The organism is Neobacillus piezotolerans (genome assembly GCF_003362805.1).
In the GTDB taxonomy this organism is placed as follows: Bacteria; Bacillota; Bacilli; order Bacillales; family Cytobacillaceae; genus Bacillus_D; species Bacillus_D piezotolerans.
Genome location: NZ_QNQT01000017.1, coordinates 1 through 26376 on the forward strand (window position 1 = coordinate 1; position 26376 = coordinate 26376).

Consider the following 26376-nt stretch of genomic DNA (forward strand, 5'->3'; position numbering starts at 1 on the left):
CATCAGCTTGGAAGGCTGGAGTTTTACCATTAAACTACACCCGCATATAATATATCCCGAATGGTCGGGAAGACAGGATTCGAACCTGCGACCCCTTGGTCCCAAACCAAGTGCTCTACCAAGCTGAGCTACTTCCCGTAATATGGCGCGCCCGAAAGGAGTCGAACCCATAACCTTCTGATCCGTAGTCAGACGCTCTATCCAATTGAGCTACGGGCGCACATTTCGAAAACGACCTAATTAATATTACACGCACCAATGTTGTTTGTCAACATTTTTTTGGTGCGGCCGAGAGGACTTGAACCTCCACGGGGTTGCCCCCACTAGGCCCTCAACCTAGCGCGTCTGCCATTCCGCCACGACCGCATTTTGTAAAACAGCGACAAGATTAATCATACCACTCATTATTAAGTTTCGCAACTGGTATTTTGTGGTGCGGGTGAAGGGAGTCGAGCCCCCACGCCTCGCGGCGCCAGATCCTAAGTCTGGTGCGTCTGCCAATTCCGCCACGCCCGCATATTAAATGGTGAGCCATGAAGGACTCGAACCTTCGACCCTCTGATTAAAAGTCAGATGCTCTACCGACTGAGCTAATGGCTCGTATTAAGAATAGTTCACTAAAACTTATAAGCATCTAGCCGTGTGCTCCGTGGTTCTTTCGTTCCACTCCGCAACTCGCAGCGGATTCATAGAAGCGCTGCTCGTCTCTACCGACTGAGCTAATGGCTCGTTTTAAAAAATGGCTGGGCTAGCTGGATTCGAACCAACGAATGACGGAGTCAAAGTCCGTTGCCTTACCGCTTGGCTATAGCCCAATGAATAAAAGTGACCCCTACGGGATTCGAACCCGTGTTACCGCCGTGAAAGGGCGGTGTCTTAACCGCTTGACCAAGGGGCCATTATTATAAAATCCGAACGGAGAAGGAGGGATTTGAACCCTCGCGCCGGTTACCCGACCTACACCCTTAGCAGGGGCGCCTCTTCAGCCTCTGGAGTACTTCCCCAAAATTAATGGCTCCGCAGGTAGGACTCGAACCTACGACCGATCGGTTAACAGCCGATTGCTCTACCACTGAGCTACTGCGGAATAATAAAATTGATCTATACATAATAATTGCGTTATGTGTCCCCGCCTCAGTAAGCCTATGCAAGCTGTGGCTCGGCGTGTACAACTCACAGCTTATTCAGGGAGTGATGCTCGTCTCTACCACTGAGCTACTGCGGAATAATAAAATGGATCTATACATAATGATTGCGTTATGTGTCCCCGCCTCAGTAAGCCTATGCAAGCTGTGGCTCGGCGTGTACAACTCACAGCTTATTCAGGGAGTGATGCTCGTCTCTACCACTGAGCTACTGCGGAATAATAAAATTGATCTATACACAATGCTATCATTCTGTGTCCCCGCCTCAGTAAGCCTATGCAAGCTGCGGATCGGCGTGTACAACTCGCAGCCTATTCAGGTGAGTGATGCTCGTCTCTACCACTGAGCTACTGCGGAATAATAAAATTGATCTATACATAATGATTGCGTTATGTGTCCCCGCCTAAGCAAGCCAAAGCCAGCTGTGACTGGGTTTTACCGTCCAGGAAGTTTGTTGTTCCTTCCGTCGACTCTTACCATTATAATGACGGCTCACCTTAATGTCAAGAAAGATAAATAGATAATTTTTGGCTATGCTGCCATCGTTATCAGGCATCATTTTCTTTTACTTTACGCAGTTTTCCCCTGCATTTTCCGCACACATATCTGGCTGTATTTATGCTGCGCCTTCTTTTAAAAACAATTCCGCAGCCCGAGCATTCATAGACAATAATCTTCTTGCTTTTATTCGTTGCCCCGCTTTCAGGAAGCTGGCCGCAGAATCTTGGCGCCCCTACTTTTTTCAACAGGGCCCTGAAATCCGCGTCCCTATGCTTATATCCTTTTCCGCGGAGGTGAAGGTGGTAGTGGCATAATTCATGTTTAATGATGCCGATCATTTCTTCATACCCCAGCTGTTCCAAATAACGTTTGTTTATTTCAATGTCATGGCTTTTCAGGAGATACCGGCCGCCTGTCGTCCGCAGCCTGGGATTGAAAACAGCTTTGTGAAGGAAGGGCAGGCCAAATTGCTCTTGTGAAATTTTTTCAGTCAATTCCTGAAGCTCCTGGTTTTCCATTGGCCATATACCTCTCTCCCTGTAGAACATGACAACCTATTATAGCATAAAATGAAAAAACATTATGGTACCCGGGGAGTGGACTTCAATGCCGACATGGTTTCAAAATAGGATGAGGCGGGCATTTTACGAAAAAAACCGATATCAGATTAAGCTGCTTAACCAATGCTGGTTCTTCTATCGAAAAAAGAATCCTTCCTAATCTAACAAGTGATTCCCCTCCCGCCTTTCCTTTTAAAAAAGACGTGCCGAGTTTCCAGGCACGCCGTTTTGCGTTGTACTTCCTACATAGCCAACTCCCGTGATGGGCGCAAAGCCATATCCCTATTCATTCCCTTTCGCGGCTTCAGGTTGGATCATCGTTAGGGAGACACGGCCTTTTTGCTTATCGACTGAATCAACCCACACAGTCACGACATCACCGACTGAAACGATGTCAAGGGGATGCTTGACAAATTGCTTCCTTAGCTTGCTTATATGCACAAGCCCATCCTGCTTAACGCCGATATCTACAAAGGCTCCAAAATCGACAACGTTCCTTACTGTCCCCTGAAGTTCCATTCCAGGCAGTAAATCCTCGAGTTTTAACACATCTTTTTTCAGGAGTGGCGCATCCAGTTCATCACGGGGATCCCGTTCAGGCCGGATGAGTGCGTCGATGATGTCCTTCAACGTTATTTCCCCAATTGCAAGTTCTTCAGCCGCTTTTCCGTGATCAAGCTGCCCCAATGCTTCTTTCAGCCTTCCGCTTCCAAGGTCTTTTGTCGTAAAGCCTTGGCTAGCAAGAAGTTTTTTCACCGCGCTGTAATTTTCAGGATGGATGCCCGTCCGATCAAGCGGATCTGTCCCATCAAGGATGCGCAGGAATCCGATGGCCTGCTCATACGTCTTGGCGCCAAGGCGCGGGATTTTCTTCAATTGCGAACGGCTGACGAATTTCCCTTCTTCTTCCCGCTGTTTTACAATGTTCGCGGCTGTTGTTTTTGTAAGCCCGGCTACATATTGGAGCAACGAAGGTGAAGCGGTGTTCACATTCACCCCAACCTGGTTAACTGCCGTTTCTACGACAAAATGGAGCGATTCCGACAGCCTCTTTTGCGAAACGTCATGCTGGTACTGGCCGACTCCAACAGATTTAGGATCAATTTTCACAAGCTCGGCCAGCGGGTCCTGCAGACGCCTTCCTATCGAAACCGCACTCCGCTCTTCTACCTGCAAGTGCGGGAATTCCTCCCGGGCAATGTCCGAAGCGGAGTATACACTTGCTCCAGCCTCATTGACAATCAAATAGAATATTTCACGGTTCACTTCTTTTAGAATATCCGCGACAAATTGCTCTGTTTCCCTTGAAGCTGTCCCATTCCCGATTGCAACCATCTCAACTTCATAGTCTGATAAAATTGCCGTGAATTTATCTTTTGCTTCGCGTCGTTTTGAAACTGGAGGATGAGGATAGATAACATCGATTTTCAGCACTTTGCCGGTATCATCGATGGCAGCGAGCTTGCATCCTGTCCGGTACGCAGGGTCGACTGCCAGTACCACTTTTCCCTTCAGCGGCGGCTGAAGCAGCAACTTCCGAAGGTTTTCAGCAAAAATATGTATGGCCTGCTCCTCGGCCTTTTCAGTCAGCTCATTACGGATTTCCCTCTCGATCGATGGCTGGATGAGCCTTTTGTAGCCATCTTCAATTGCTTCCGCAGCCACAGGGGCGGATGGGGAATGATGTTTTACAATCCATTTTCTTGTTAGATAGTTCATGATTGAATCAGTCGCGGTTTTAATCCCGACGCGCAAAATTTCATCCTTTTCCCCACGGTTCAGGGCAAGGATTCGATGCGGGACGATTTTACTGACAGGCTCTTCATATTCGTAGTACATTTCAAAAACTTTCTTTTCATCCTTTTCGGCGTCCTTTGCTACCGAGACAACCGTGCCAGTTTTGAACGTTTCTTTTCGGATCCACTTCCTGCTTTCCGCATCATCCGAAACGCGTTCGGCTATTATATCCTTAGCTCCGGATATCGCATCTTCAATTGAGAGGACATCCTTTTCTTCCGATATAAATTCTTTCGCCTTGTCTTCAACGGAATTGGCCGAAAAGGTGAGAATCCAGTCCGCCAATGGCTCAAGCCCCTTTTCCTTCGCGACCGTCGCCTTCGTGCGGCGCTTTTGCTTGTACGGCCTATATAGATCCTCCAGCTCCTGGAGCTTTGTTGCTATTTCTATTTGTTTAGCCAATTCGCCAGTGAGTTTTCCCTGCTCAGAAATGGAGCGAAGGATTTCTTCCTTCCGCTGGCCGAGACTTTGCAAGTATTGCCATCTTTCCATGATGTTGCGAATTTGAACTTCATCAAGCGCGCCTGTCTGTTCTTTCCGATAACGGGCGATGAAAGGGACTGTGTTTCCTTCATTGACGAGCGACATGACATTTTGGACCTGCTTGAGCGACAGGCTCTGTTCCTTGGCAATTAGTTTTGAAAATTCATCGTGCTTTGTGATTGTTTCATTCACTTAACGATTCCTCCACTCATTCTTGCTTCCTTTTCCATTGTATCAAACTATCGGGATTGGAAGAAACATCGCGGCAGCCGCTAAATGGCAAAATAGTGTGTAGGGAATGTTCCGGTCATCCATGGGCATGGGCCCATTTTTAAAAAAATAAAAGAGCCTGCATTATTGCAGGCTCCCGATGATGAATGTCGCGTCATCTGATTTCGTTGGATATTTTCGTATTATTTCGTCGGCGATCATGGCGACAGGGAAAAGGCCCTTTAGGAGGGCTTTCACTCCCTGAAAGTCATATCCATCCGAGAAAATCAGGAATTTGGAGTGGGGGTCATAGGAAAAGCGCTGTGTATGGTAAGTTTGCGGTTTTCCAGACAAGTAGCCGGTGACTGGCAGCGGATAGGTCAGCTTTCCTTTTGAGGAATACAAAAAGAAGCGGATGTTTCCTACGCAGCTGTACACAAACTCCCTTGCTTGGAAATAGACTTTTAGAACGGAAACCGCGGCTCCCCTTTTATTGGCAAGGGCATCGTTGCAAAATTTCATTAAAGTTTCTACGTCTTCATGGTGGTTTGCTTCCACTGCCAGGACCACCGCATTCGATGCTTCATAGGCGTATTGGCCGCTGCCAAGGCCGTCGGCGAGCACACATACGAAATACTCATCGGTTGCAATGAAGAAGTAGCTGTCCCCGCATTGGGTTTTTCCTTCTTTGGCTGTTTGATGCGCATAAACCTCAATGTTGTTTTTTACAAGATGGTTCATGAAAGACACTCCGAGTTATTGGCCTCCGCATGGATCGCTTCCTGAAGCTTTTTAATTGCCCGCCTCTGCAAGCGGGATACATGCATTTGGGATATGCCGAGCTTATCGCCCGCATCCTTTTGGCTCATATTCTCCAGGTAGGTGTACTGGATGATTTTCTTTTCACGGTCATTCAGGACATGGAGGACTTTTTCAAGGACAAGCCTCTGGTTAATTTTTTCATATCCTTCGTCCACACTGCCGACGATATCAAGCAGGGTGACAGTGCCTCCGTCTGAATCCGCTTCGATCGAATGGTCGACAGAAAGCGCCTGGTAGCTTTTACCCATTTCCATCGCTTCAAGGACTTCTTCCTCGGTTACCTCGAGGGCTTCAGCAATTTCATTTACCTTTGGGGAACGGTGGAGCGTGGTGGTTAGTTCCTCGACAGTTGTTTTGATTTTCGGGCCAAGCTCCTTGATCCTTCTTGGAACATGGACACTCCATGTCTTATCCCTCAGGAATCGTTTTATTTCCCCGATGATGGTCGGTACCGCGAACGCTTCGAAACTTTTCCCGAACGATTCGTCATATCTTCTGATTGCACCAAGAAGGCCGATCATCCCTACTTGAAAAATATCTTCATGGAAGGAACGCCCTTTGGAATATTTACGCGCGATTGTTTCAACAAGGTTTTTATAGTGAAGGACCAGCTGCTCCTGGGCATAGTCATCCTGATGGAGCTGATACGCTTTGATGAGGTCGTTTATTTCCTGTTTCCCTGAGGAGTTAGGTTGAGATTGTTTCGACATCCGTCTCCACCTGCTCTCCTTCGAGGTACTTTGTCATAAAGACCGTAACACCTTCTTTATGGTGAATCCTTACTTCATCCATAAGCGTTTCAATCAGGTAAAGCCCTAAGCCTCCTTCACGCAAAAACTCCACGGAATCATTGTCTTCATAACGGCCAAGGCCCTGCCTGGCAGATTCGAAGTCAAAACTTTGCCCGTTGTCAGCAACCATCACTTCAAGCCGGTCCGCGTAAAGGCCGAAACCGACAATCACTTCGCCATGGTCCTTGTTTTTGTATGCATGCTGGACCGCATTGGTACACGCTTCACTTGTTGCTATCTTCAAATCTTCCAAATCATCGTATGAAAACCCCATCCGGCTTGCAATGCCGGAAAGTGTAAGGCGAATGACTCCTACATATTCGGGCTTAGCCGGGATTCTCATTTCAATATAGTCAAACGCCTGGCTCATTGCACTCCACCCTCTATCTGGCTGTTGATATCTATGATGTCAGCCAGACCTGTAATTTCAAAAAGTCTGATTAACCGTTCCGAAAGCCCGACCAGCTTGAATTCGCCGTTGTGGCCGCGGACCGATTTGAATACCCCGACGATGACCCCAAGGCCCGTACTGTCCATATAGGATACCTCGGAAAGGTCGATTACCATTTTGACTCCTTCTTTTTCCGAAAGCGGGAAAACCGCTTCACGGAGCTTTGGAGCTGTGTAGGCGTCTATCTCACCGTTCACATATATTTCAACAAAATCATTGGATTCGTTCACATCTAATTTGATGTCCACATTGACCCACCCCTTGTCTATTTACTTACCGCTTAGTCACTTTACCCGTTTTCGCGGCTGTTAAACGCTCCTTTTCAGGATAATCAGAGTAAAATCATCCCTTAATTGGAAATCCTGGAGCCTTTCAAGGTCTTTGTAAATATTGTTCACGATTTCCTGCGCATTTAGATGGATATACTTCCGGATATAGCCAATAAGGGCATCCCTTTCAAGGAATCCCTCTTCCGTCCGGCATTCCGTCACTCCATCCGACATCAGGATGATCATATCACCCGGATTGATATGGCGTTCAAACTGCTGATACTTCGTTTTTTTGTCAATGCCCAAAAGAAGTCCCTTCGCTTCCATTTCCGTAAATTCGGCTGTTTCGGCATTATAGTAAAATCCCGGTTCATGTCCGGCTGAGGAATAATAAAAAATATGATTGCCTGGATTGTACATTCCGTAAAACATCGTGATGAACATACTTGGATCCACGTTTTGTTCAACGACCCTGTTCAGGCTTTCAAGAACCATATGCGGCGCATGCCTGTTTTCCGGTAGGCTGTCCATCGCATATTTAATCATCGACATGCACAGCGCGGCCGGGATTCCCTTTCCGATGACATCGGCTATCGCAACGTTCACGCAATGGTTGTCATCCTCGACAAAGTGGAAATAATCGCCGTTCATGTGCCTTGCCGGAACGCTGATCGCCCCGATATCCATCCCTTCTACTTCCGGAATGGAAGTTCCTAGGAGTGTTTGCTGGACATTCGCAGCTATTTCCATTTCGGTTCGGTATTCCATTTGCTTGTTTCTTAGGCTTTGGTGTTCCCTGTAGGCAAGCCCGTAACCGACCATTACTTCTAAAAGGACGTCAAAAGAATGGATTACACTTTCAGGTACGCTGGGATAAAGGTCAAGCAAGAGGCTTTTGTGAAGGCTTACGATTTCCTCGGGGGAAATTTTCTTCTCTATCAGTTCCCTGCTAAACTTCTGCCCTTGGTACAAGGTTTGCTCGGATTGGTCATTCAGGTAGTCGATTAAAATTTCTCGGTACTTCGATTCCATTCTTTCCCGCAAATCCATCATTCTTCCCCCTAACGGAGCCATTTCACTGCTCTAATATCCGTTCCCTTTCCAGGCGAAGAGAGGATGTCGAATTCATCCATTAGCCGTTTCACTCCAGGAAGGCCAGCTCCAAGGCCACCGGAAGTCGAAAAGCCGTCCTCCATAACCTGCCTGATATCATTGATGCCGGGACCGCTGTCCACAGCAATTACCTTAAGGCCTGATTTCGGGCCATCATAAATCTTCTCTATGCAAATTTGCCCTTGGCCTGCATATAAGTAAATATTTCTAGCCAGCTCACTTATTGCGGTTGTAATTCTTGCCTGGTCCACCGTGCCGAACCCAAGCTCTTTGGCAACATTGCGGCCTAGCTGGCGGGCAGCCACAATGTCCCACTCATTTAGGATCTTTACACAGGATTGGATGCTCATTTAGCTAATCCCCCAATTCCTGTTGTAATTTCTCCAAACCTTTTTCTAAGTCTAATGCCGTTAGGACATCTTCCAATCCAATTCCCAGTTCAATCAGCGTAATTGCAACCGCAGGCTGGATCCCCGTAATAACGACCTTGGCTCCCATCAGTTTGGACATGCTAATGACATCGCCAAGCACCTTGGCGATAAAGGAGTCGATAAAATCGATCGAGGTAATATCTATAACAACCCCATTGGCGCTCGTTTCGTGGATTTTATGGAGCAAATCCTCCTGAAATTGGAGGGCTGTCTGATCGTCCAACTCCCATTGAATGGAAACAAGCAAGCAATCGTGCAGCTTTAAAATAGGTATTCTCATTCTCATTTTGCACCCTCCACCTTTATAATTTTCCGATTGGTCAATTCCAGGGCGGCTTCAACGCCTTTTTTTAATGTATTTTTAGTGGTGAATTGATTAAGGTCAATCCCAAGGTTGACGATGGTTTGCGCAATCTCGGGCCTGATGCCGACAAGCATGCATTTCGCGCCAACGAGGCGCACGGCCTCGGCAGCCTGGATTATATGGTGGGCGACCATCGTATCGACAACCGGCACCCCTGTTATATCGATCAACACTACTTCGGATCCGTGCTTGACCACGCCTGTCAAAAGGTTTTCCATAATCTGCTTGGCGCGTTCCGTGTCGATGGTTCCTACCAACGGCATAACCGTAATTTTCTCAAAGACAGGAATCAGCGGCGCCGACAGTTCCTGGAGGGCGATTTTCTGAAGCGAAACGGTCCTCTCCCAGGTCCTTGAATAAATATCGACCACTTCGTTTTGCAGCGGGCTGATCCAGCGGTCAAACGCATAGACAACAGCCATCTGGTTTTCATCGGTGACATAGCCTTTTTTCTGCATGCCTTCAAAAACCATTTTGCTGAATGTCCTGACGCCTTCTATGACAAAATGAAGCGGCCAGCCAAGCCTTACCACTTTTTCGGCAAATTCGCTCAGCTTTGCGCGAAACTCATCTTTCGAACCCCCAAGGCTTGAGCCAATGAGATCGATAAACTCAGAGCTTGTCCCGTTAAAGACTTGTTCGGATACAAGCTTTAACACCCGCTCGTCCGCTTCGGTCTTCATCCTTTCGGTCCATTCATTTGCAAGCTCGCTCTTTTGTGCTCTCACATAGTCCAATATTAGGTTCTCCATTAGTCCTCCCCATCTTTTCGGGACGCTTCTCTTTTATATTTTGTCCTAAAAAGCCATATTCGTTTTAATTTGTCAAAAAACCTTCAAATATCTCTATCTTATCTCAATTAAATGATAACAATTATAAACAGTCAATTCCAAACTATCTGTTTTATTACGCGTACCAATAAATTCTCAACGACTATGTTATTTACCCAAATTAAACCCGGGTTAAACCGTTATTTTCAAAAAAATAAAAAGGCAGGCCCCCTCTGTGGAGCCTGCCTGAATCAGAATGTTCATATGAGGTGGTTATGTAGAATACGCCCATAAAGAGCGTAGTTGGTTAAAACTCGATAAGACCCAGGCTAATCTGCAAAGCTTCATCCACTTTTTCCATCATCTCGTCATCAAGATGGGTAATCTTATCCGTCAGTCTCTGTTTATCGATTGTACGGATCTGTTCCAGCAGGATGACTGAATCCCGTTCAAAACCATAACGCTTCGCATCGATTTCAACATGGGTTGGCAGCTTTGCCTTTTGGATTTGCGCCGTGATCGCCGCAATGATTACTGTGGGACTAAACCGATTCCCGATGTCGTTCTGGATGACAAGTACAGGCCGGACGCCGCCTTGTTCGGAACCAACAACCGGGGATAGGTCCGCAAAATAAACGTCACCACGTTTAACAATCAAAGGATTATCCTCCGCTTACAAGACGTTCAACAGTGTGTTCCGCCTCATATTCTGCGAGGAATGCTTCCGATGCAATCGTCAAGTTGATTTTGGCCATTTCCATGTAGCCCCGCCTCATGGCTTCGCGAATCTGTCTCTTTTTCTTTTCGCGTAAATAAGCCTTTGTTGCCTGGTAAATAAATTCGCTGCGGTTCACATTCTCAAGCTTTACGATTCCGTCCAACTCGGTTAAAAGATGTTGCGGCAATTTTACCAGGATTTCCGTTGTTGCGCCAGTCTCTGACACAAGCTACACCTCCACCATCACTTTAAAGACCGTTTATTCCGCTACTAATAGCGGGAAAAGCCATTTCTCTTTTTTAATAGGCATTTTTATCCTTGCCGGCTTTGAGCTGGACAAGAAGTTGCCATATTTTCTACCAGTTTTAATAATACCATGATTTGCTGGGCTTGCAAAGCCAATTCCGTAATCAACATGTAGTATTGGCAAAAAATTTCGGTTTTAATCCATTAATTCGCCAACAAATTGTTTCGAAGCCCTAGCATTTCCCCGTCTTTTTTATACAGGCGAGGGACCCTGTTTGAAATGATGCACGGAATTTCATAGTTGATTGTTTCAAGGTTGCTTGCGATTTCGTCTATTCCGACAAATTCTTCTCCCTGCCTCCCAATCAATATGACCTCCGTGCCAGGCGGCGCATATTCCTCCAGCCTGACCATGCATTGGTCCATGCAAATCCGGCCGACAATCGGCGACCTCTTCCCTCCGACAAGGACTTCCTGGCCTTGAAGCTTCCTGATCCATCCATCGGCGTAGCCAATCGGTATCGTCGCAATCCATTCATCGCCAGGCGCTTCATATGTTGCGCCATAGCTGACTTTTTCGCCTTTTTTCAGTTTCTTGATTTGGACGATCCGCGAGTGGAGCGAAAATGCTTCTTTCAGGTTTCCAGGCACCTCGGGTTTCATTTCAGGAGAGGGGGAGAGCCCGTACATTGCAATACCTAACCTGATTGCATTGAACCTAGCTTCAGGGAACCTGATTGCCGCTGCACTATTGCTTGCATGGATGAGGCTCGGGCGCACGCTAAGCACGCCGAGTAAACGTTCGAATTCCTCGAGCTGATAATGGAAATAGTCCGTACCGGTTTCATCCGCTGTTGCAAAGTGGGTATATGCCCCTTCAAGCTTGAACCTTTCATCATTTTGGATGAACGATTCCGCGGTTTTCAAATCTCCTTCCTCCCTGAAGCCGATCCGCCCCATCCCCGTATCCACTTTTAGATGAATGGATAGATCATATTCACCGAGATGGTCCGAGGCTTCATTGAGCCAATCAAAACTGAAGGCTGTGACCGTCAACCGGTTCGCGGCGGCCACTTTGACGTCTTCCGGCCTTGTCGCCCCAAGGATTAAAATCGGGGCGTCAATCCCTTTTTTCCTTAAAGCCAGGGCCTCGTCCAAAAAGGCAACGGCCAAATATTCCGCTCCGGCGGCGAGTGCGGTTTCCGCGACTTCCACACCGCCATGCCCATATGCGTTGGCTTTTACGACAGCAATGACCTTAACCCCTTTTGGTAAAAGACCCCTGACTGATAAGATATTTTGTTCGATGTGGCCCAAATCAATTTCGGCCCATGTATCCCTGTAGAAAAGGCCTTCCTTTTCCATTCCGTCACTTCCCTGGCAATCGATTCGTTTTTTCTAATTAAATCATTTTATCATAAAGGGGGCCTGCCTCCTTAAAAAAAAGGAATGGTATCTTCAGCCAATCCTTCCAGAAAGAAAAGCGCAGGCGCCCGTTGGAAAAGAAAAACGCATTTCCTTCTTTCAATGTAATGTTGCCAAATCATACCTTGCGCAACTGGACAAATTTCATGCATTATCATGAATGCAAAAAGCGGACCCATTACCGGGCCCGCCTGCAACAATCGGGTAGTTTCTTATTTTGACATTTCACCCTCCACTGTCCTCGCAATGGAAGCCATTTCATCCATTGTCAGATCATTGGAGGCTATCATATAGTCGACGCCGTCCTGGGTCCAGGTCAGCGAGTGGTTTGTAATCGCTCCGATCGTAAAGCCGAGGTCGACCGGTTCGCCGTTTACTTCCATTGGGTACGATGCCAAAGCAGGTTCAGCAATCCTTTTTTCCTGGACTAGCGTAAACGTTTTGGCTCCGCCGTATGTTAAAATGACCCTTCTTCCATCCTCGATCGCAACCTCTTTTTCCTTTTGAAGGGAAACTCCTTCAATGTCTTTAGCTGGGTATTTTACTGTAAAGGAGGTGTCCTGCTTGCCCGCTTCAGCCATTACAGGCGTTCCAAGCTGAGCCCTTGTCATATTTTTCTTCATTTCGAAATCATCCTTGTTAAAGCTGGCATTCAATTTCACTTTGGAAAATTCAACCGTTACAAGTGCGTTCCTGTCTGAGTCCATGACCCTGACCATTGCGGGTGAAAGATCCTTTTTATTCAATTTGATTTCCTGTGTTGGAAGCATATGGTTGTTTTGATACCGGGTCTTAGTTTCAAACACATAGTATTCCTTTGTGGATGAGAATTTCGCTTCTTTATCGGCTACTATATCCTTTATGAGTGATTCATACAGGTAGGCCTGGCTGCTGTTTTTTGGCCAGTCGCTTTGGAATTTGAAGCTTTTCTTCAACGCCGGCGTTAGGACAAAAACCCCATCGTCATTTCTGAGAATCATCTGGCTTTGGTCCTTTTTGGCATTTTTCAGATTTACACGATAATAGGTGGGATCTTTATGCCAAATTTCCACTTTATACACTTGCGGCTTGGCACCCATTGATAGTGTCATGGTTGCATTTGCTTTATACCCCGACAGCTTTTCCAGTTTACCCGCAAGCTGCTCCCGGACGGACTCCTGCGATTTCGGACCACAGGCGGACAGGGCCAAAACAGCCAGCAACCCGGCAATAACGAGCAATACCTTTTTCCTCATTCCTTCAACCCCTTCTTTTCTCATATCATCGTTTTGGAAAGCGGCATCCGGTCGCCCTGCTGCCTGTCTTCCCCGTGTCATTACGAATATATGAGACAACCATGGACAATATGTTAACGAATGGATTGAATTATGGGATACCCATTTAGGAAGCAAAAAAAGAAGAGCGAATTCAGCTCTCCTCGATGACAACATGCGCAGCCGCATATTCTTTTGTATGGGTGATGGATAAGTGGGCCTTCACCTTTTCCGGGCGGACGAAATACGGTTTTCCAAGTTCGTCTTTTCCTACCTCGATATCCTGGAAAGATAGCGAGGCGCCAATGCCGGTTCCGAGAGCTTTGGCAAAAGCCTCTTTCGCCGCGAACCTGCCCGCCAGGTATTCAGCCCTTCTTCTTGTCGGCAATAAGCTGTACTCCTCATTCTCCCTGCCGGCCAATACACGGCCGGGAAAACGCTCTTGCCTTTCAATAAGTTCCTTGATCCGGCCAATTTCAATTAAATCGATTCCAATCCCTTTTATCATTGTCCAACTTCCTTCTAACAGCTAATTTGCAAGCATACGATTTACCTGAATGGATTTGCATGCGACTTCCGGCTAAGATGATAGTATCGCATAATTTTGCACGCATAGGAGGAGCCCCATGTTTACGAGAACCGAAAGCTTTGGCCAATTCATCCGTTATTATCCGCTTGTATCTGCAATTGTCGCCATCAATCTATTTTTTTATCTGGCGACCATTCTTCCTATTTTTCCAAACTATTGGTTCATTTCAACCTTTACAGGGGTAAATCTTTATATCGCCGAGGGGGAACTTTGGAGGCTTGTCACCCCAATATTCATGCATGCAGGATTTTCCCATGTGCTGTTCAACAGCTTTTCGCTTGTCCTTTTTGGCCCTGGCCTCGAGAAAATGCTTGGCGGCGTGAAGTTTTTGGCCGTCTATTTCGTATCCGGCATCGCGGCCAATTTCGCGACTTATATTCTTGAACCGATGACCTTCAGCCATGTTGGGTCGAGCGGGGCTATCTTCGGATTGTTCGGTTATTATATCGCGATTGTTTTGCTTCGAAAAAAAGGGATGTCCCGCCAAGACAGCCAGTTGATCCTCACAATAGCCGCCATCAGTGTCGTCATGACTTTTCTACAGCCTAACATCAATATTACCGCCCATCTTTTCGGGCTTTTGGCGGGGTTCCTGCTTGGTGCGGGCATGGGCCGCAAATAACGGAAACAGCACGAGCCCCCTGATTGGTTCACCTGTTTATTCAGTTGAACGGGAGTACCACCTGTAAATCTCCATGGCGTCCGCCAATTCGATGTCCAGTACCATGCCCCCGGCAACTCCGGAGCCGGACTTGGTAAAAGCATCAATCCTGGCGAGTTTCATTCTCCTTTGAAAATAGTTTTCTTTTATGTCAATTGATTGGATTTTATTTTTTTGGATATACACTGTTGTGGTACCCAAAATTCTCTTCCTAAGGGAAAGCTGTTCACCTTTTATTCCCCAGCCAGCGGCCCTAAACCTGGCATACGCTAAGATTGCCGAGACGGCTGGCACAAGCAGAGCGAGACTTCCCCACGGCTGGAAAAAACCAGCCACAATTCCGGCGGGCGGTATAGTAAAAATCAAGTACCGAAACAAATATCTTTTTAACGACCTGCCGGGGAGCGGGGTAAGATTTGTGTTAAACTCATAATTCAGCAGATGCCCAGCGAATATCTCTTCAATTTGTTCAAGTTTTACAAGCGGCAGGAGCATGATCCGGGAACTGTTTTTATCAAGGACAGATCCTCCGGCGCTATCGACGTGGACAGCGGCATACCCAAGGAGCTCCCTGAGCGGATTTTGTGTAATCCGCACGGCCTGGATCCGTTTAAGCGGGATGGTTATTTTCTTTTTTTCCAAAAGCCCCCGCAAAACAATCAACTCCTCTTCCGTTTTCATAATCGAGTAATTCCCATACTTCACCATCATCCCCGCGATTGCCAAAAACCAGGCGGCGAGCAAGGAGAAGAATACAAGGATACTGATAAAAACCGCTCCATTTGAAGCAAGCTGCTCAAAGCTTTTAAAAACCCTTTTATATGGAATGAATTCTTCGAATTGAAAGAAGAAGGCAAGCAAAGCTGAAATGACCACACCCGCTCCCCCCGAAGTGGAACCCATGAGGAACAGGCTTGATAGGGGCATTGTATAAATTGCCCCTCTAACCTCCTGGAAACCTGCCAGGTCTTTGGTGATGGCTTTATCCGCCTTTCCGGCCGCGATGGCTTCCTCCAGGAGCGCGGCATCCTGTTTTGTGATTGCCGACAGTACAGCCTCGGAGCCCTCCATTCCGGCTCCGCCTCCCGCCGTCTCTATTTTTATTTGTACAAGGCCGAACGGGCGCTGCAAAATCCCTTCTGTCCGATCCACGCTTTGAATTCTTTCCAATGGTATGTATCTTTTCTTCCTAACGAAGACCCCATACTCAAGCCGGAGTTCATTCCCTTCCACCCTATAGGTAAAACGAAACCACGATAAAACGCCTGCTATCAGAGCCGTAATAACGCCCAAGACAGCGGCGGAATAATAAAAAACATCAAGCTCGGACTTTGACCCTAAAAAGAGGAAAGCCGCGAACGGGACAATCAATCCTTTTATTTGCCTGATGGCGTTGACTGCGGCAGCGACGGGATGAAGCCTCTTCGGTTCAAACATCATCTTCCGCCACCCTTGCTAGCCTTGAAATTTTCATCCTTAATGATTCCGCTTCCTCTTCTTCAACGGCTGGTATTTCATGAATCGTGGCTGCCGTGGATACCATCACAGTGGAGAGCCCATACCTGCGTAAAATTGGCCCTTGGAATGTTTCGACGTGCTGAATTCTCGCCATTGGAACAAGAGATCGCCTGATGACAAATATCCCGTACTGGAGCTCGATCTCCTGCTCCCTTACTTCATAGCGCCAACGCTTCCATCTTAAAGGCGGCAACACCAAAACCATAAAAACAGTGGCTGTCAGCGCAATCAGGCAGAGTGTTGCGGGAATCCAAAGCGGCCATCCAAATATACGAGAAAGAACGGCAACGAAGGCCGCTGGAACCCAGACGAACAATGTGCCAAGCGCTCCGGATATGCGCCAAACAATGAGCGCCTTGCGCGAAATTCGATTTTCCGGCAGTGAAATCATCTTTATCCTCCGATTCCCTTCTTCTTCTGCCTTCAGTATACCGAAGGAATCGCCGGGCTGCATCCGGAAGATGGACTACTTGATCCTGAATGAAGCCTGATCGATGATTTCAATCGAAGCCTCTTTCCTTAAATCCTTCATAAGCTTGAACAAGGCGGCATCTTTTTCCTTGGCCTCTATCATACAATCGATCTCAGGCACCGACCCTTTTACTTTCCGCAAAAATTCCAGGAACATCCGGGAATCGATATACCCCGCGTGGGCCCTGAACTCTTTTTCTGACTTTGGGCTCGAAATATGCATTTTAATGGGGAGGGGTGAAAATGACCATGTGCGCACCACCCTCTCCCACTCTTCCTCCCATCCCTCGCCGCCATTATGGGCCAGGTGGTGATGGTAATCAAAAACACAAGGGATGCCCAGCTTTTCACACAAATATAGGGCCTCTTTTATGGTAAAGGTCGTATCATCATTTTCAAGCATAATCATTTCCTGCAATTTCCTCGGGAGATAACCCCAATTGTGAATGAACATTTCCAATGCTTTTTCTTTATCTTTATACCCCCCGCCAATGTGGATGACACAGCGGTGCAAAGGGGGGATGCCCATTTCCTTTAACATACGGTAATGCATCGAAAGTGTCTGGATGGTCGTTTTTAGAATATCCTGCTTATTCGTATTCAGGACGACAAAATGGTCCGGATGGAAATCGATACGGGCCGGGTGCTCCCTCAAAAAGGCCGCAATATCCTTAAACCCCTCCTCAAGTGGGGATATGTAATCCCAATCGGTTAATTCCTCATGGTTCGCGAGTGGAATGAGCCGCGAGCTAAACCGGAAAAAGCGGATGTCATTAGCCAAATTATGCCGAAGCAGCCGGAGGCAATTCGCAAGGTTGGAAAGGGCAATCCGTTCCAGCTTCCGGATTGCGGCTTCCCTGTCTTTAAGCCGCTTGAATTGGGCGAACGTCATGGTCTGTGATGGGGAGCAGTGCTTAACAAGCGTGCTCATCGCGACATATCCAAGCCTGACTACCGTCATTTCACAACCCTCCAATATAATGGTTACTATTATTTTGGCCGCAAAAACTGAAATCCGCTCTCCCAAAAGAAACTGGAAACAAAAAACACAGGCTCCCAAAAAACGGGACCCTGTGTCTTGAAAGGTTACTGTTTATTAAAGCTGCGCGGCTTTCCGCCAGTGCGCTTTTCGTATGGGCGCTTTTCGCCGCCGTAGCGGCCAGAGCCTTTGCGGCGGTCATAGCCGCCTTTGGAATCTCCGCGGCCGCCACGGTTGAATGGCTTTCGGTCACGGTCCCTTCTTTGTGGAAGAGGCGATTCCTCAGTCAGTTTGACAGGAGTTTGGTCTGGCTCCTTCGTCAGCATCTTCAACACAGCTGCAACAACTGTCGAAGCATCATGGTTCTCAAGAAGCTCAGCCGCAGCTTGCTTGTAGTATTGAAGGTTATTGGACTCAATTGTTTGTTCAATCCGCTCGACAACCGCTTTTTGCTGCCCTTCAAGCGCTTCATCAAGGGTTGGCGGCTTCATCCGTTCCATCTTGCGCTTCGTTGTCCTCTCGACTACTGCCAGATAAGACTTTTCACGCGGCGTGATGAATGTTAAAGCAACGCCTGTTTTACCCGCGCGGCCTGTCCGTCCAATCCTATGGACATATGACTCGGGATCCTGCGGGATATCAAAATTGTATACGTGGGTAACGCCTGAAATATCGAGTCCGCGCGCGGCAACATCTGTCGCTACCAGGACATCGATGGAACCTTCCTTGAATTTCCTTAACACGGAAATACGTTTTGCCTGTGTTAGGTCTCCATGGATTCCTTCAGCTGTATAGCCCCTGAGCGTCAACGCCTCGGCAAGCTCATCAACACGGCGCTTTGTCCGGCCGAATACGATGGCCAGTTCCGGCGATTGGATATCAAGAAGCCTTGTCAGGACATCGAATTTATTCTTTTCCTGCACTTCCAGATAATACTGTTCAATTGATGGAACAGTCATTTCCTTCGCTTTTACACGGACAATTTGCGGGTTTTTCATGAACTTCTCGGCCATTCTCTGAATAGGTGCCGGCATAGTGGCAGAGAACAGCAGTGTTTGGCGCTCGGCAGGAATCTCGGCGAGGATTGTTTCAATATCTTCAATGAAGCCCATGTTCAGCATTTCATCCGCTTCATCAAGAATGGCTGTATGAACCTGGTCAAGTCGCATTGTCTTTCTGTTGATATGGTCGAGGATACGCCCAGGAGTACCAACAATGATATGCGGGCCTTTTTTCAATGAACGGATTTGGCGGCTGATGTCCTGGCCTCCATAAATAGGAAGCACCTGAATCCGTTTGCCAGCACCGATTTTATAAAGTTCCTCGGAAACCTGGATGGCAAGCTCACGGGTTGGGGCAATGATGATTCCCTGGATGGCATGGTTGGAAGGGTTGATTTTTTCAACGAGCGGAATCCCAAAGGCAGCGGTTTTCCCTGTTCCAGTTTGGGCCTGCCCGATAAGGTCTTTGTTTTCCATGCTCAACGGAATGGTTTCCGCCTGGATTGGCGTTGCCTCTTCAAAGCCCATTTTAAGGACAGCTTTTAGGGTTTGTTGGCTGATGCCTAAATCTTCAAACTTGGTCAATGTTTTCATTCTCCTTCATGTGTACCTGTAAATATAGTTTATACGTGCAGAAAAACGTCCCGAATTCACATAAGAGCACTGTTCCGTTTTCAATTCCCTATTTTAGCAAAAAAAAGACATTCTCCCAAAGGAGTATGCCCTGATATGACAACCTTTTAGACACGTTGGTGCTTATCATACCATTTCCAGCCGGATATTGCAATTAAGCAAACCTGCGCTAACAGGATTCAGGCAGGGCGGGTATTCCCTCCAGAAAGTCGTCTACCTGGGAAAAAAGGGCAGTTCTTTCCCGGCAGTGGCAAATATGGTGGGCTGATTCTTTTATATAGGATAGCTGCTTTTTCTCCGACGATATTGATTCATACAGGAATTCTGCGCTCTTCGGAGGTACCAATCCATCGCTCTCCCCCTGGGCAATAAAGGTTGGGGTTTTGATCAGGGACAACTGCGGCCGGATGAAACCGACCAGCTTCCTGAATTGCAGGGCAGCGGACAATGGGGTTTCGGTTATTTTTCGTTTATAGCGCAAAAATAATTCATTTTCCTCCAAAGTTCCGTTAATCAGATCCCGGGCCATTTCCCTCAGCTCAGCAGCCATCTGCCTTGGATTAAGGTAATAAGCAGCGGCGCTGAGAAGGACCAGCTTATCCACTTTGTAATTCGCCGCAAGGTATCCGGCAATCAGCCCGCCCATTGAAAAGCCGATCACATATACCTGATCGCACTGTTCAGCCAACTCCAGATATTCCTTTTCAGCGCAGGAGATCCATTCGTTGAATTTTATTCCGCGAAGGGAAAGGGTTTCACCGTGCCCCGGCAAAGTCGGTATCCGGAAAGCCCACCCGGGATGCATGCTTTTAAGATAGTCCGCGAGCGGTTCTACTTCATACGGAGCCCCGGTAAAACCATGGATGAATAAACAGCCTATCATACCTGATCACTCCGGTTGCTAGTTGAATGATGATGCGTTAACGGTTTCCTTCTTTTTGAAGGGAGGCGACTACTTCTTCCAATTTCATTCCCCTTGAAGCTTTAACCAAAACCAGTGTATGGGAATCCGTATGTTTTTTTACTTCCCTGCTTAGCATTTCCTTGTCTTCGAATGCATAAACCCTCTCTTGCCCCAATACCTTCCTCGCACCTTCTGCAATCAGGGAACCTAGCTTTCCATAAGTAAAGACGAGGTCAATCTTCCCCGGGTCAAGCATTTCACCAATTTTAAGATGGTATTCCTTCTCGAGCGGTCCTAATTCCAACATATCCCCCAACACAAGAACCTTCTTCGCGTACCCGCCTAAATTGGCGACAAGCTCAATCGCCGCACTCATCGAAGTCGGACTTGCATTATAGGCATCGTTGATGATTTTTTCCCCGTTCCGCCCTTCCGAAAGCTCCATCCTCATCTGCGTAAGCGTTACGGATTTCAAGCCAACCTTCATTTCCTCGAATGACAAAGAGAAGTGGCGGGCGACAAGCATGGCCGCCAGCGCATTCATAATATTGTGCGTTCCGAGGACTGGCAGATAAAAACGCCCATCCGAAAGGTTCACCCTGAATTCATTCCCATGCGCGGATTGGGTAATTTCTACAGGGTATATAGTATTTGATTCACCACGGCCAAACGTTTGCAGCAGATAATGGCCGTCATTTCCGGAAACCCTTTCCATCAGGAGCGGCTCGTCCCCATTCATGACCGCGACTCCGCCTTCCTTCAGGCCCTCGAGAATTTCAAGCTTTGCTTCGGCGATTCCTTCCCTTGACCCGAGATCGAGCAAGTGGGACTCTCCAATATTCGTAATAATGACAGCCTCGGGGTTTGCCAGCCTGGTTAAAAATGAAATTTCGCCGCGGCTGCTCATACCCATTTCAAGGACAGCGATATCCGTGTCCTCATCCAAATTCAGGACTGTCAGTGGAAGGCCGAGATGGTTATTATAGTTGCCTTCCGTTTTTTGCACTTTGTATTTTACCGAGAGCAGGCTTGCAGCCATATCCTTAGTGGTTGTTTTTCCGTTGCTGCCTGTTATCCCCACTACTTTTACGCCAAGCTGGCGGCGGTAGGTTCTAGCCAGTTCCTGAAGCGCTTCAAGGCAATTGTCAACAATTAGAAGCGGAAGGCCTTGCGGCGGATTCGGTACATCTTTCTGCCAAAGGGCTGCTGCGGCGCCTTTTTCAATCGCGCTTTCCACATATTCATGCCCATCAACCTTTTCACCTTTAAACGGGATGAATAAATTGCCTTTTCGTATTTTACGGGTATCGATGCAAACTCCGCTTATCCTTGACTCACCAAAGGGTGAGGCATCGTTCAGGACGGAAATCATTTTTGTGATTTCATTTATCGTTTTCCGAATCAATCGGATTACCTCCTACTTAGAACGCAAAATGGCCCAATGTATCATCAATCGCCATAAAAAGGACACTGCTCCTGCCGTGTCCCGCCCGCCATTTTCCTAAAATGTATATTTGATGCTTTGTTTTTCCGCATGCCTTTCAAGGGCCAGGCTAACCAGCCTCTCAATAAGCTCCGGATATTCCACTCCGGTATGTTTCCAAAGAAGCGGGAACATGCTGACTGGAGTGAAACCAGGCATTGTATTCACTTCATTGATCAAGACGGTTCCATTTTCGGCCAGGAAGAAGTCCGCCCTTACAAGCCCCGAGCAATCAAGGGCCTTGAAGGCTTTGACCGCCATTTCCTTGATCCGCTCGTACGCCGCGCCGTCAATATCCGCCGGTATGATGAGAGCTGTGTCCCCATCCTCGTATTTTGCTTTATAATCATAAAAGTCGGTTTTTGGGACGATTTCACCGGCAACCGAAACGTCCGGATTGTCGTTGCCTAGAACGCCGACTTCTATTTCCCTTGCGGTGACACCCACTTCAACAATTACCTTCCTGTCAAAGAGGAACGCTTCCCCAAACGCTTGCTCCAACTCCGCACGGTTCCGGCATTTGCTGATTCCGACGCTTGAACCAAGATTAGCGGGCTTCACGAAGCATGGATACCCAAGCTTTTGCTCAACTTTCTCATAAGCTCCGGCCTTATCAGCCTCCCACTCACTGCGGATGAAGGAAGTGTAATCGACCTGGGCAAGGCCTGCTTCGGCGAAAATATTTTTCATAATCACTTTATCCATGCCCGCCGCGGACGCGAGCACACCGTTCCCAACATAAGGAAGGTTGAGCAATTCCAAAAGCCCCTGCACAGTCCCGTCCTCCCCATTCGGCCCATGCAATAGCGGGAAAATCACGTCAAGTCCGCCATCACTTTGCGGTCCGGCAAAAATAGCCGGGGCAAGCTTGCCTTCTTCCGATTCCGGGGAAAATTCCAACTCTTTTACAGAGCTGACCGGCCCCTGAAGCTGCGGGCCTTTTACCCACCTTCCTTCTTCAGTTATATAGATTGGATAAATATTGAATTTTTCAACATCAAGCGCCTTGATTACAGCCATGGCGGTTTGCAAAGAAACTTTATGCTCCGCGGATTTTCCGCCATATAATAACCCCAGTTTTGTTTTCATGCGATAACCTCCGTAAATTAATGCCCTCAAGCAAATCATGGGCAATTTTTTCTGCTATATGAATCTGGCTTTCCTATTTTACCACCACGGAAAGGAAGATAGGTAAGATATCGTATTGTTTCTTATCAGTTTATGAAGGCGGCGGCCCGGCCAAAAACCAATCAACTGGAATATTGCCATTCCCAATACCGAAAAGCTTTTTAAAAACTTGCTTTATGGCTTTTTCCCTTTTTGGCTGGTGTATGCAAAAATAATCCTTTTCGGACCGCCAATCCTTTTATGTAGCCGGATGGAATGCGAAGGGCTGCCAGCTTGATAACGCCCGTCTGGATTAACTAACGAACAATCGCCAATCCTTTGTTTTTTTATCAAAAACGAGTTTCGCATGGCACGGTTTTCTGACAGACCTCCCATACGCTTCCGCCATGTCGTCCATGTTCGCAAAATCGCCGACGATCCAGATGGGGATTTCGACCCTGCCCCTTTGGGTATCGGCATCCCTGATTGAAATGCAGATACCTTCCTTCATAAATGACGTAAGGGGGAGAAGCAGCTCCTTGTTTACGATTGGATAAGAACGTTTTTTCCTGATGCCGAAAAGGGTTTTCTCCACTTTCAAATCGCCAAGCTTTAAAGGAATGACATTGCTCAGCATGGTGAAAAAGTCCAGCAGATTTCGATAATACGTCTTATTGAACCAGCCATCGTCATGGGCAAGGTAAACAAACCGGTTGCCAAGCTGATTATAAAAAGGAGGCTTTAAATGCTGTTTGATGTGTCCAAGATAGAGCAATTCCGCAAGGTCCTGGCCGTTCAGTTCATTGAGCCCTTCCTCTTCGTCAAAATCGACCCAGCAGAAGTCCCCATAGCCATTTACATCTTCACGGGCAAGCTTTTCTATCTTATCCCTAGGTACATATTCAAGCCTTGTATGGCGGTTGAATTCCCCATCATCGAATTGGTGTTTCAATAAAAGGAGATGATTTGCAAAGCCTGAAAAAGCAGCGGCGAATTCACTGAATTCGATGCCGCAGGACATAACATATTGGGCTTGCTGATTTAAATGGACATAGATGAGGTCGCGTAAGTCCCGACTATGCTTTTTCAAAGGCATACTCCTCCAATCTGAATTAAAGTTCCCTACCCATCATAACAAAATCCGGGAGAAAATTCGCATTTCAATTCGTTTACAAAAACACATGTTTAATCCTAAAACAAAAGGTGCCCCTGAGCCGTTTGCCTATTTACCCGAAATTTTGGGAATCCTGTGACAGAACAAATTCCAAACCGCCTTTTTTCGGTTTTTATTTTCAAATCACCGCCAATTTTCATATAATGAAACATGGCAGCGAGGCTGCTGGAAAGGAGCGTGAGCGCATGATTAAGAACATGACAGGGGATCAGATTACCCTTCAGGTAATCAAAGCCATCAAAGAAAACAAAAAGAAGGACTTCGAAGCGATTCTTGATGAACTCCAGCCTTATGACGTGGCCAAGCTTTATGAAAGCTTTCCGGAAAAACACAAGACACGCTTCCTCCTTTTCCTGAACCCGCATCTTCTCGCCGATTTACTCGAGGAGCTTGACACAGATGAGCAGCATGAAGTACTGAATAAACTGGGGATAGAAAAGACAAGCAAAGTCCTTGACCTAATGGATAATGACGACCTTGCCTCCCTCCTTGAAGAGCTATCGCCAGAAAGAATAACCGCGCTCCTGTCCGGGATGAAAAAAGAAGAGTCGAAAATCGTCCGGGATATCATGAACTATCCGCCGGAAACAGCGGGTAGGCTAATGACAAACCGGTTTGTCTGGATCCGGAATTACTATACAGTCCGGGAAGCAGTCGGCAAGCTCAAGTCATTTGCCGATTTTGCCGAAACCCTCAATTATTTATATGTAATCGATGAACAAAGGCGACTCGTGGGCGTAGTTTCCTACCGAGACCTGCTTATTGCCGACGCGGATGAGGCCATTAATACTATTATGTACGAACGGGTCATTTCCGTATCCGATATGATGGACCAGGAAGAAGTTGCAAGGATGATTGAACGGTATGACTTCATGGCCATACCAGTCGTGAATGCTGAAAATGTACTTGTTGGAATCGTGACCGTCGACGATATTATCGACGTTGTGATCCAGGAGGCGAACGAAGACATCGAAAAACTTTCGGCCTCTGGTAAATCAATCGACTTTGACACAAAGGCATTCGTTGCCGCATATAGGAGGCTTCCCTGGCTCATACTTCTCCTGTTTATAGGTCTGGTCTCGGGAAAAATCATCAGTTCCTATTCAGAAACGTTAGAAAAAGCAGTTTCACTCGCATTCTTCATGCCAATGATTTCCGGCATGACCGGGAATACCGGGACACAGTCGCTTGCCGTTGTCGTCCGTGGGCTGATTTCGAACGATATTGATAAAAAGGTTATCACCCGCCTGATCGGAAGGGAACTTGGAGTCGGCCTGATCATTGGCTTAACGTGCTCCATCCTTATTTCTGTTATCGCCTATGTCTGGCAGGGCAACTTCATACTAGGCATTGTCGTGGGAAGCTCACTTTTCCTGACATTGATTATCGGGACACTCGCGGGAACGGTCATTCCTATCGTCCTCTATCATTTTAAAATAGACCCGGCCGTCGCTTCAGGGCCTCTGATTACAACGCTGAACGATATTTTTTCCCTCATCACCTATTTCGGAATCGCGACATTGTTCATACACAAGCTAATGTAAAGGGGCATCCGCCCCTTTTTTTGTATTATTTTATGGGGCGATGGCGAATAAGTGGTGTTTTAACACGTTAATTAACACAGGGGTTTCAAGGTATACCTCCCCATCCGTATCAGCATCCATCGCTCCTGCCGTATGAATTGCAATCTTCCTTCCGCTGCAATGGAGCAGTTCATTCGCCGGGCCGCCATCAGGGAGTGTAACATCCGTAGCCAATATTTCTTTCACAAGCGCCAAACTCGTATTCTTGATAATAAAAATATTCGCCTTTCCGTCATCAATTTCAATATTTTGGAATGGCAGCTCATTTGTCCCGATATACCGCCCGTTCGCGGCTAGGACCATAACCGCTTCCCCGGCAAAGCGCTCCCCGTCACAGTCAATCGTATACCGGAATGGCTCCATCTCCCTCATTGTTCTCATGGCGCTTAAATAATAACTTACCTTCCCTAGAAGCGCTTTCTCGGATCCTTTTATATTATTGGACGCCTCCGCCACGAGTCCGATCCCTAAAAAATTCAGGGCGTACTGGCCATTGATTTCCATGGCGTCAATCGGAATGGGGGTTCCCGAAAGAATCGCCTCCGCGGCTTTTTGGATATCCTGCGGGATGCCGAGAGTCCTTGCGAAATCATTGCATGTCCCTCCTGGCAAAATGGCCAGCAGCGGCCGTTTCTCAAGCGGGCAAAGGCCATTAATGCCTTCATGGACAGTTCCATCCCCTCCAAGGATGATGGCAAGGTCCGCCCACTCACCATATTTCGAGCAAAGCTCCTGGGCATGGCCTGGCCGTTCCGTTTTTAAAAGCAACAGTTCTTCTATTCCGGGGCTCAGAATCGGGATGCATTCACCCAGCGCTTTCCTTATACTCTTCTGGCCCGCGTTGCCGTTGTAAATCAGGACCGCCCGTTTAAAAGTGGCCATGCCCCTCTCCTCCTCATGATGATTTCCATTTCCATTTTCATT

The 26376-nt window shown here is 47.3% G+C and carries 27 protein-coding genes and 9 tRNA genes; 3 read left to right on the forward strand and 33 right to left on the reverse strand.

The window, feature by feature from the left end:
• Positions 1-61: 61 nt before the first annotated feature.
• The 10 genes from DRW41_RS21075 to DRW41_RS21120 form a co-directional block, all read right to left on the reverse strand.
• Positions 62-138 (reverse strand) — tRNA-Pro (locus DRW41_RS21075).
• A gap of 5 nt (positions 139-143) precedes the next feature.
• Positions 144-220: transfer RNA gene (locus DRW41_RS21080), tRNA-Arg, on the reverse strand.
• A 60-nt stretch (positions 221-280) separates the two neighbouring features.
• Positions 281-366, reverse strand: a tRNA-Leu gene (locus DRW41_RS21085).
• A gap of 65 nt (positions 367-431) precedes the next feature.
• Positions 432-516, reverse strand: a tRNA-Leu gene (locus DRW41_RS21090).
• An 8-nt stretch (positions 517-524) separates the two neighbouring features.
• Positions 525-600 (reverse strand) — tRNA-Lys (locus DRW41_RS21095).
• Between the two features lie 140 nt (positions 601-740).
• Positions 741-815: transfer RNA gene (locus DRW41_RS21100), tRNA-Gln, on the reverse strand.
• 11 nt (positions 816-826) lie between these two features.
• Positions 827-898, reverse strand: a tRNA-Glu gene (locus tag DRW41_RS21105).
• 18 nt (positions 899-916) lie between these two features.
• Positions 917-1004 (reverse strand) — tRNA-Ser (locus tag DRW41_RS21110).
• An 8-nt stretch (positions 1005-1012) separates the two neighbouring features.
• Positions 1013-1087, reverse strand: a tRNA-Asn gene (locus tag DRW41_RS21115).
• 606 nt (positions 1088-1693) lie between these two features.
• Positions 1694-2164, reverse strand: coding sequence for a SprT family protein (locus DRW41_RS21120; protein ID WP_115454004.1), 471 nt, complete (start codon positions 2162-2164; stop codon positions 1694-1696).
• 88 nt (positions 2165-2252) lie between these two features.
• On the opposite strand from DRW41_RS21120, the gene cmpA reads away from it, so the two are divergent.
• Positions 2253-2366, forward strand: coding sequence for a cortex morphogenetic protein CmpA (gene cmpA, locus DRW41_RS21125; RefSeq protein WP_115454005.1), 114 nt, complete (start codon positions 2253-2255; stop codon positions 2364-2366).
• 122 nt (positions 2367-2488) lie between these two features.
• On the opposite strand, the gene DRW41_RS21130 is transcribed toward cmpA, so the two are convergent.
• The 14 genes from DRW41_RS21130 to acpS form a co-directional block, all read right to left on the reverse strand.
• Entirely contained in the window at positions 2489-4666 is a 2178-nt protein-coding gene (locus DRW41_RS21130) for a Tex family protein (RefSeq protein WP_439330894.1), read from the reverse strand.
• A gap of 174 nt (positions 4667-4840) precedes the next feature.
• The gene (locus DRW41_RS21135; protein ID WP_115454007.1) at positions 4841-5437 is read right to left on the reverse strand and encodes a PP2C family serine/threonine-protein phosphatase; all 597 of its coding nucleotides are present in this window, start codon (positions 5435-5437) and stop codon (positions 4841-4843) included.
• Complete coding sequence (gene sigB / locus DRW41_RS21140) at positions 5434-6228, reverse strand: RNA polymerase sigma factor SigB (RefSeq protein ID WP_115454008.1); 795 nt, start codon at positions 6226-6228, stop codon at positions 5434-5436. The genes DRW41_RS21135 and sigB overlap by 4 nt, the downstream gene beginning before the upstream one ends.
• Entirely contained in the window at positions 6206-6679 is a 474-nt protein-coding gene (gene rsbW / locus DRW41_RS21145) for an anti-sigma B factor RsbW (protein WP_115454009.1), read from the reverse strand. Before rsbW ends, sigB begins: the two co-directional genes overlap by 23 nt.
• Complete coding sequence (locus DRW41_RS21150; RefSeq protein ID WP_115454010.1) at positions 6676-7008, reverse strand: anti-sigma factor antagonist; 333 nt, start codon at positions 7006-7008, stop codon at positions 6676-6678. Before DRW41_RS21150 ends, rsbW begins: the two co-directional genes overlap by 4 nt.
• 60 nt (positions 7009-7068) lie before the next feature.
• Positions 7069-8079, reverse strand: a complete 1011-nt coding sequence (locus DRW41_RS21155; RefSeq protein ID WP_115454011.1) for a PP2C family protein-serine/threonine phosphatase — start codon at positions 8077-8079, stop codon at positions 7069-7071.
• Positions 8080-8090: 11 nt separating this feature from the next.
• Complete coding sequence (locus DRW41_RS21160) at positions 8091-8492, reverse strand: anti-sigma regulatory factor (RefSeq protein ID WP_115454012.1); 402 nt, start codon at positions 8490-8492, stop codon at positions 8091-8093.
• Between the two features lie 4 nt (positions 8493-8496).
• The gene (locus DRW41_RS21165) at positions 8497-8853 is read right to left on the reverse strand and encodes an STAS domain-containing protein (RefSeq protein WP_027324001.1); all 357 of its coding nucleotides are present in this window, start codon (positions 8851-8853) and stop codon (positions 8497-8499) included.
• A gap of 2 nt (positions 8854-8855) precedes the next feature.
• Positions 8856-9689, reverse strand: coding sequence for an RsbT co-antagonist protein RsbRA (gene rsbRA / locus DRW41_RS21170; RefSeq protein WP_115454013.1), 834 nt, complete (start codon positions 9687-9689; stop codon positions 8856-8858).
• 325 nt (positions 9690-10014) lie between these two features.
• Positions 10015-10365: a type II toxin-antitoxin system endoribonuclease NdoA gene (gene ndoA, locus DRW41_RS21175; RefSeq protein WP_019156408.1), complete on the reverse strand. Its 351-nt coding sequence runs from the start codon at positions 10363-10365 to the stop codon at positions 10015-10017.
• Between the two features lie 4 nt (positions 10366-10369).
• A complete protein-coding gene (locus tag DRW41_RS21180) occupies positions 10370-10651 on the reverse strand; it encodes a CopG family ribbon-helix-helix protein (protein WP_053364852.1) in 282 nt (93 codons plus the stop codon).
• Positions 10652-10875: 224 nt separating this feature from the next.
• Positions 10876-12036 (reverse strand): alanine racemase, encoded by a 1161-nt coding sequence (gene alr / locus DRW41_RS21185; RefSeq protein ID WP_115454014.1) that lies wholly within the window; start codon positions 12034-12036, stop codon positions 10876-10878.
• Positions 12037-12308: 272 nt separating this feature from the next.
• Positions 12309-13331, reverse strand: coding sequence for a LolA family protein (locus DRW41_RS21190; RefSeq protein WP_115454015.1), 1023 nt, complete (start codon positions 13329-13331; stop codon positions 12309-12311).
• Between the two features lie 172 nt (positions 13332-13503).
• Entirely contained in the window at positions 13504-13857 is a 354-nt protein-coding gene (gene acpS / locus DRW41_RS21195) for a holo-ACP synthase (protein WP_115454016.1), read from the reverse strand.
• Between the two features lie 118 nt (positions 13858-13975).
• Here acpS and DRW41_RS21200 point away from each other — a divergent pair, with 118 nt between their 5' ends.
• A complete protein-coding gene (locus DRW41_RS21200; RefSeq protein ID WP_181884663.1) occupies positions 13976-14560 on the forward strand; it encodes a rhomboid family intramembrane serine protease in 585 nt (194 codons plus the stop codon).
• A gap of 36 nt (positions 14561-14596) precedes the next feature.
• Here DRW41_RS21200 and DRW41_RS21205 read toward each other — a convergent pair whose 3' ends face one another.
• The 8 genes from DRW41_RS21205 to DRW41_RS21240 all read right to left on the reverse strand — a co-directional run bounded on the left by DRW41_RS21205 (position 14597) and on the right by DRW41_RS21240 (position 23785).
• Complete coding sequence (locus DRW41_RS21205) at positions 14597-16036, reverse strand: PH domain-containing protein (RefSeq protein ID WP_245959519.1); 1440 nt, start codon at positions 16034-16036, stop codon at positions 14597-14599.
• Positions 16029-16508 carry a PH domain-containing protein gene (locus DRW41_RS21210; RefSeq protein ID WP_115454018.1) on the reverse strand — a complete coding sequence of 160 codons (480 nt, stop codon included), beginning with the start codon at positions 16506-16508 and terminating at the stop codon, positions 16029-16031. The genes DRW41_RS21205 and DRW41_RS21210 overlap by 8 nt, the downstream gene beginning before the upstream one ends.
• A 75-nt stretch (positions 16509-16583) precedes the next feature.
• On the reverse strand, positions 16584-17549 hold the full coding sequence (gene uvsE, locus DRW41_RS21215) for a UV DNA damage repair endonuclease UvsE (RefSeq protein ID WP_115454019.1): 966 nt from the start codon (positions 17547-17549) through the stop codon (positions 16584-16586).
• Positions 17550-17674: 125 nt separating this feature from the next.
• The gene (gene cshA / locus DRW41_RS21220) at positions 17675-19153 is read right to left on the reverse strand and encodes a degradosome RNA helicase CshA (RefSeq protein ID WP_342772010.1); all 1479 of its coding nucleotides are present in this window, start codon (positions 19151-19153) and stop codon (positions 17675-17677) included.
• Between the two features lie 217 nt (positions 19154-19370).
• Complete coding sequence (locus tag DRW41_RS21225) at positions 19371-20084, reverse strand: alpha/beta hydrolase (protein WP_115454021.1); 714 nt, start codon at positions 20082-20084, stop codon at positions 19371-19373.
• 37 nt (positions 20085-20121) lie between these two features.
• The gene (locus DRW41_RS21230) at positions 20122-21510 is read right to left on the reverse strand and encodes a UDP-N-acetylmuramoyl-tripeptide--D-alanyl-D-alanine ligase (RefSeq protein ID WP_115454022.1); all 1389 of its coding nucleotides are present in this window, start codon (positions 21508-21510) and stop codon (positions 20122-20124) included.
• Positions 21511-21606: 96 nt separating this feature from the next.
• A complete protein-coding gene (locus DRW41_RS21235; protein ID WP_115454023.1) occupies positions 21607-22677 on the reverse strand; it encodes a D-alanine--D-alanine ligase in 1071 nt (356 codons plus the stop codon).
• 331 nt (positions 22678-23008) lie between these two features.
• Entirely contained in the window at positions 23009-23785 is a 777-nt protein-coding gene (locus tag DRW41_RS21240; protein WP_115454024.1) for a hypothetical protein, read from the reverse strand.
• A gap of 269 nt (positions 23786-24054) precedes the next feature.
• Between DRW41_RS21240 and mgtE the strand changes: the two genes are divergently transcribed.
• Positions 24055-25413 carry a magnesium transporter gene (mgtE, locus tag DRW41_RS21245; RefSeq protein ID WP_115454049.1) on the forward strand — a complete coding sequence of 453 codons (1359 nt, stop codon included), beginning with the start codon at positions 24055-24057 and terminating at the stop codon, positions 25411-25413.
• A 30-nt stretch (positions 25414-25443) separates the two neighbouring features.
• Here the strand turns inward: mgtE and DRW41_RS21250 are convergent, their stop codons facing one another.
• Positions 25444-26334 (reverse strand): diacylglycerol/lipid kinase family protein, encoded by an 891-nt coding sequence (locus DRW41_RS21250; RefSeq protein ID WP_115454025.1) that lies wholly within the window; start codon positions 26332-26334, stop codon positions 25444-25446.
• Positions 26335-26376 lie beyond the last annotated feature (42 nt).

Coding starts and splice junctions, on each gene's coding strand:
- DRW41_RS21120 (WP_115454004.1), bottom strand. CDS start 2,164: ATGGAAAACCAGGAGCTTCAGGAATTGACTGAAAAAATTTCACAAGAG.
- cmpA (WP_115454005.1), top strand. CDS start 2,253: ATGCCGACATGGTTTCAAAATAGGATGAGGCGGGCATTTTACGAAAAA.
- DRW41_RS21135 (WP_115454007.1), bottom strand. CDS start 5,437: ATGAACCATCTTGTAAAAAACAACATTGAGGTTTATGCGCATCAAACA.
- sigB (WP_115454008.1), bottom strand. CDS start 6,228: ATGTCGAAACAATCTCAACCTAACTCCTCAGGGAAACAGGAAATAAAC.
- rsbW (WP_115454009.1), bottom strand. CDS start 6,679: ATGAGCCAGGCGTTTGACTATATTGAAATGAGAATCCCGGCTAAGCCC.
- DRW41_RS21155 (WP_115454011.1), bottom strand. CDS start 8,079: ATGGATTTGCGGGAAAGAATGGAATCGAAGTACCGAGAAATTTTAATC.
- DRW41_RS21160 (WP_115454012.1), bottom strand. CDS start 8,492: ATGAGCATCCAATCCTGTGTAAAGATCCTAAATGAGTGGGACATTGTG.
- DRW41_RS21165 (WP_027324001.1), bottom strand. CDS start 8,853: ATGAGAATACCTATTTTAAAGCTGCACGATTGCTTGCTTGTTTCCATT.
- rsbRA (WP_115454013.1), bottom strand. CDS start 9,689: ATGGAGAACCTAATATTGGACTATGTGAGAGCACAAAAGAGCGAGCTT.
- alr (WP_115454014.1), bottom strand. CDS start 12,036: ATGGAAAAGGAAGGCCTTTTCTACAGGGATACATGGGCCGAAATTGAT.
- DRW41_RS21190 (WP_115454015.1), bottom strand. CDS start 13,331: ATGAGGAAAAAGGTATTGCTCGTTATTGCCGGGTTGCTGGCTGTTTTG.
- acpS (WP_115454016.1), bottom strand. CDS start 13,857: ATGATAAAAGGGATTGGAATCGATTTAATTGAAATTGGCCGGATCAAG.
- DRW41_RS21200 (WP_181884663.1), top strand. CDS start 13,976: ATGTTTACGAGAACCGAAAGCTTTGGCCAATTCATCCGTTATTATCCG.
- DRW41_RS21205 (WP_245959519.1), bottom strand. CDS start 16,036: ATGTTTGAACCGAAGAGGCTTCATCCCGTCGCTGCCGCAGTCAACGCC.
- DRW41_RS21210 (WP_115454018.1), bottom strand. CDS start 16,508: ATGATTTCACTGCCGGAAAATCGAATTTCGCGCAAGGCGCTCATTGTT.
- uvsE (WP_115454019.1), bottom strand. CDS start 17,549: ATGACGGTAGTCAGGCTTGGATATGTCGCGATGAGCACGCTTGTTAAG.
- DRW41_RS21225 (WP_115454021.1), bottom strand. CDS start 20,084: ATGATAGGCTGTTTATTCATCCATGGTTTTACCGGGGCTCCGTATGAA.
- DRW41_RS21235 (WP_115454023.1), bottom strand. CDS start 22,677: ATGAAAACAAAACTGGGGTTATTATATGGCGGAAAATCCGCGGAGCAT.
- mgtE (WP_115454049.1), top strand. CDS start 24,055: ATGATTAAGAACATGACAGGGGATCAGATTACCCTTCAGGTAATCAAA.
- DRW41_RS21250 (WP_115454025.1), bottom strand. CDS start 26,334: ATGGCCACTTTTAAACGGGCGGTCCTGATTTACAACGGCAACGCGGGC.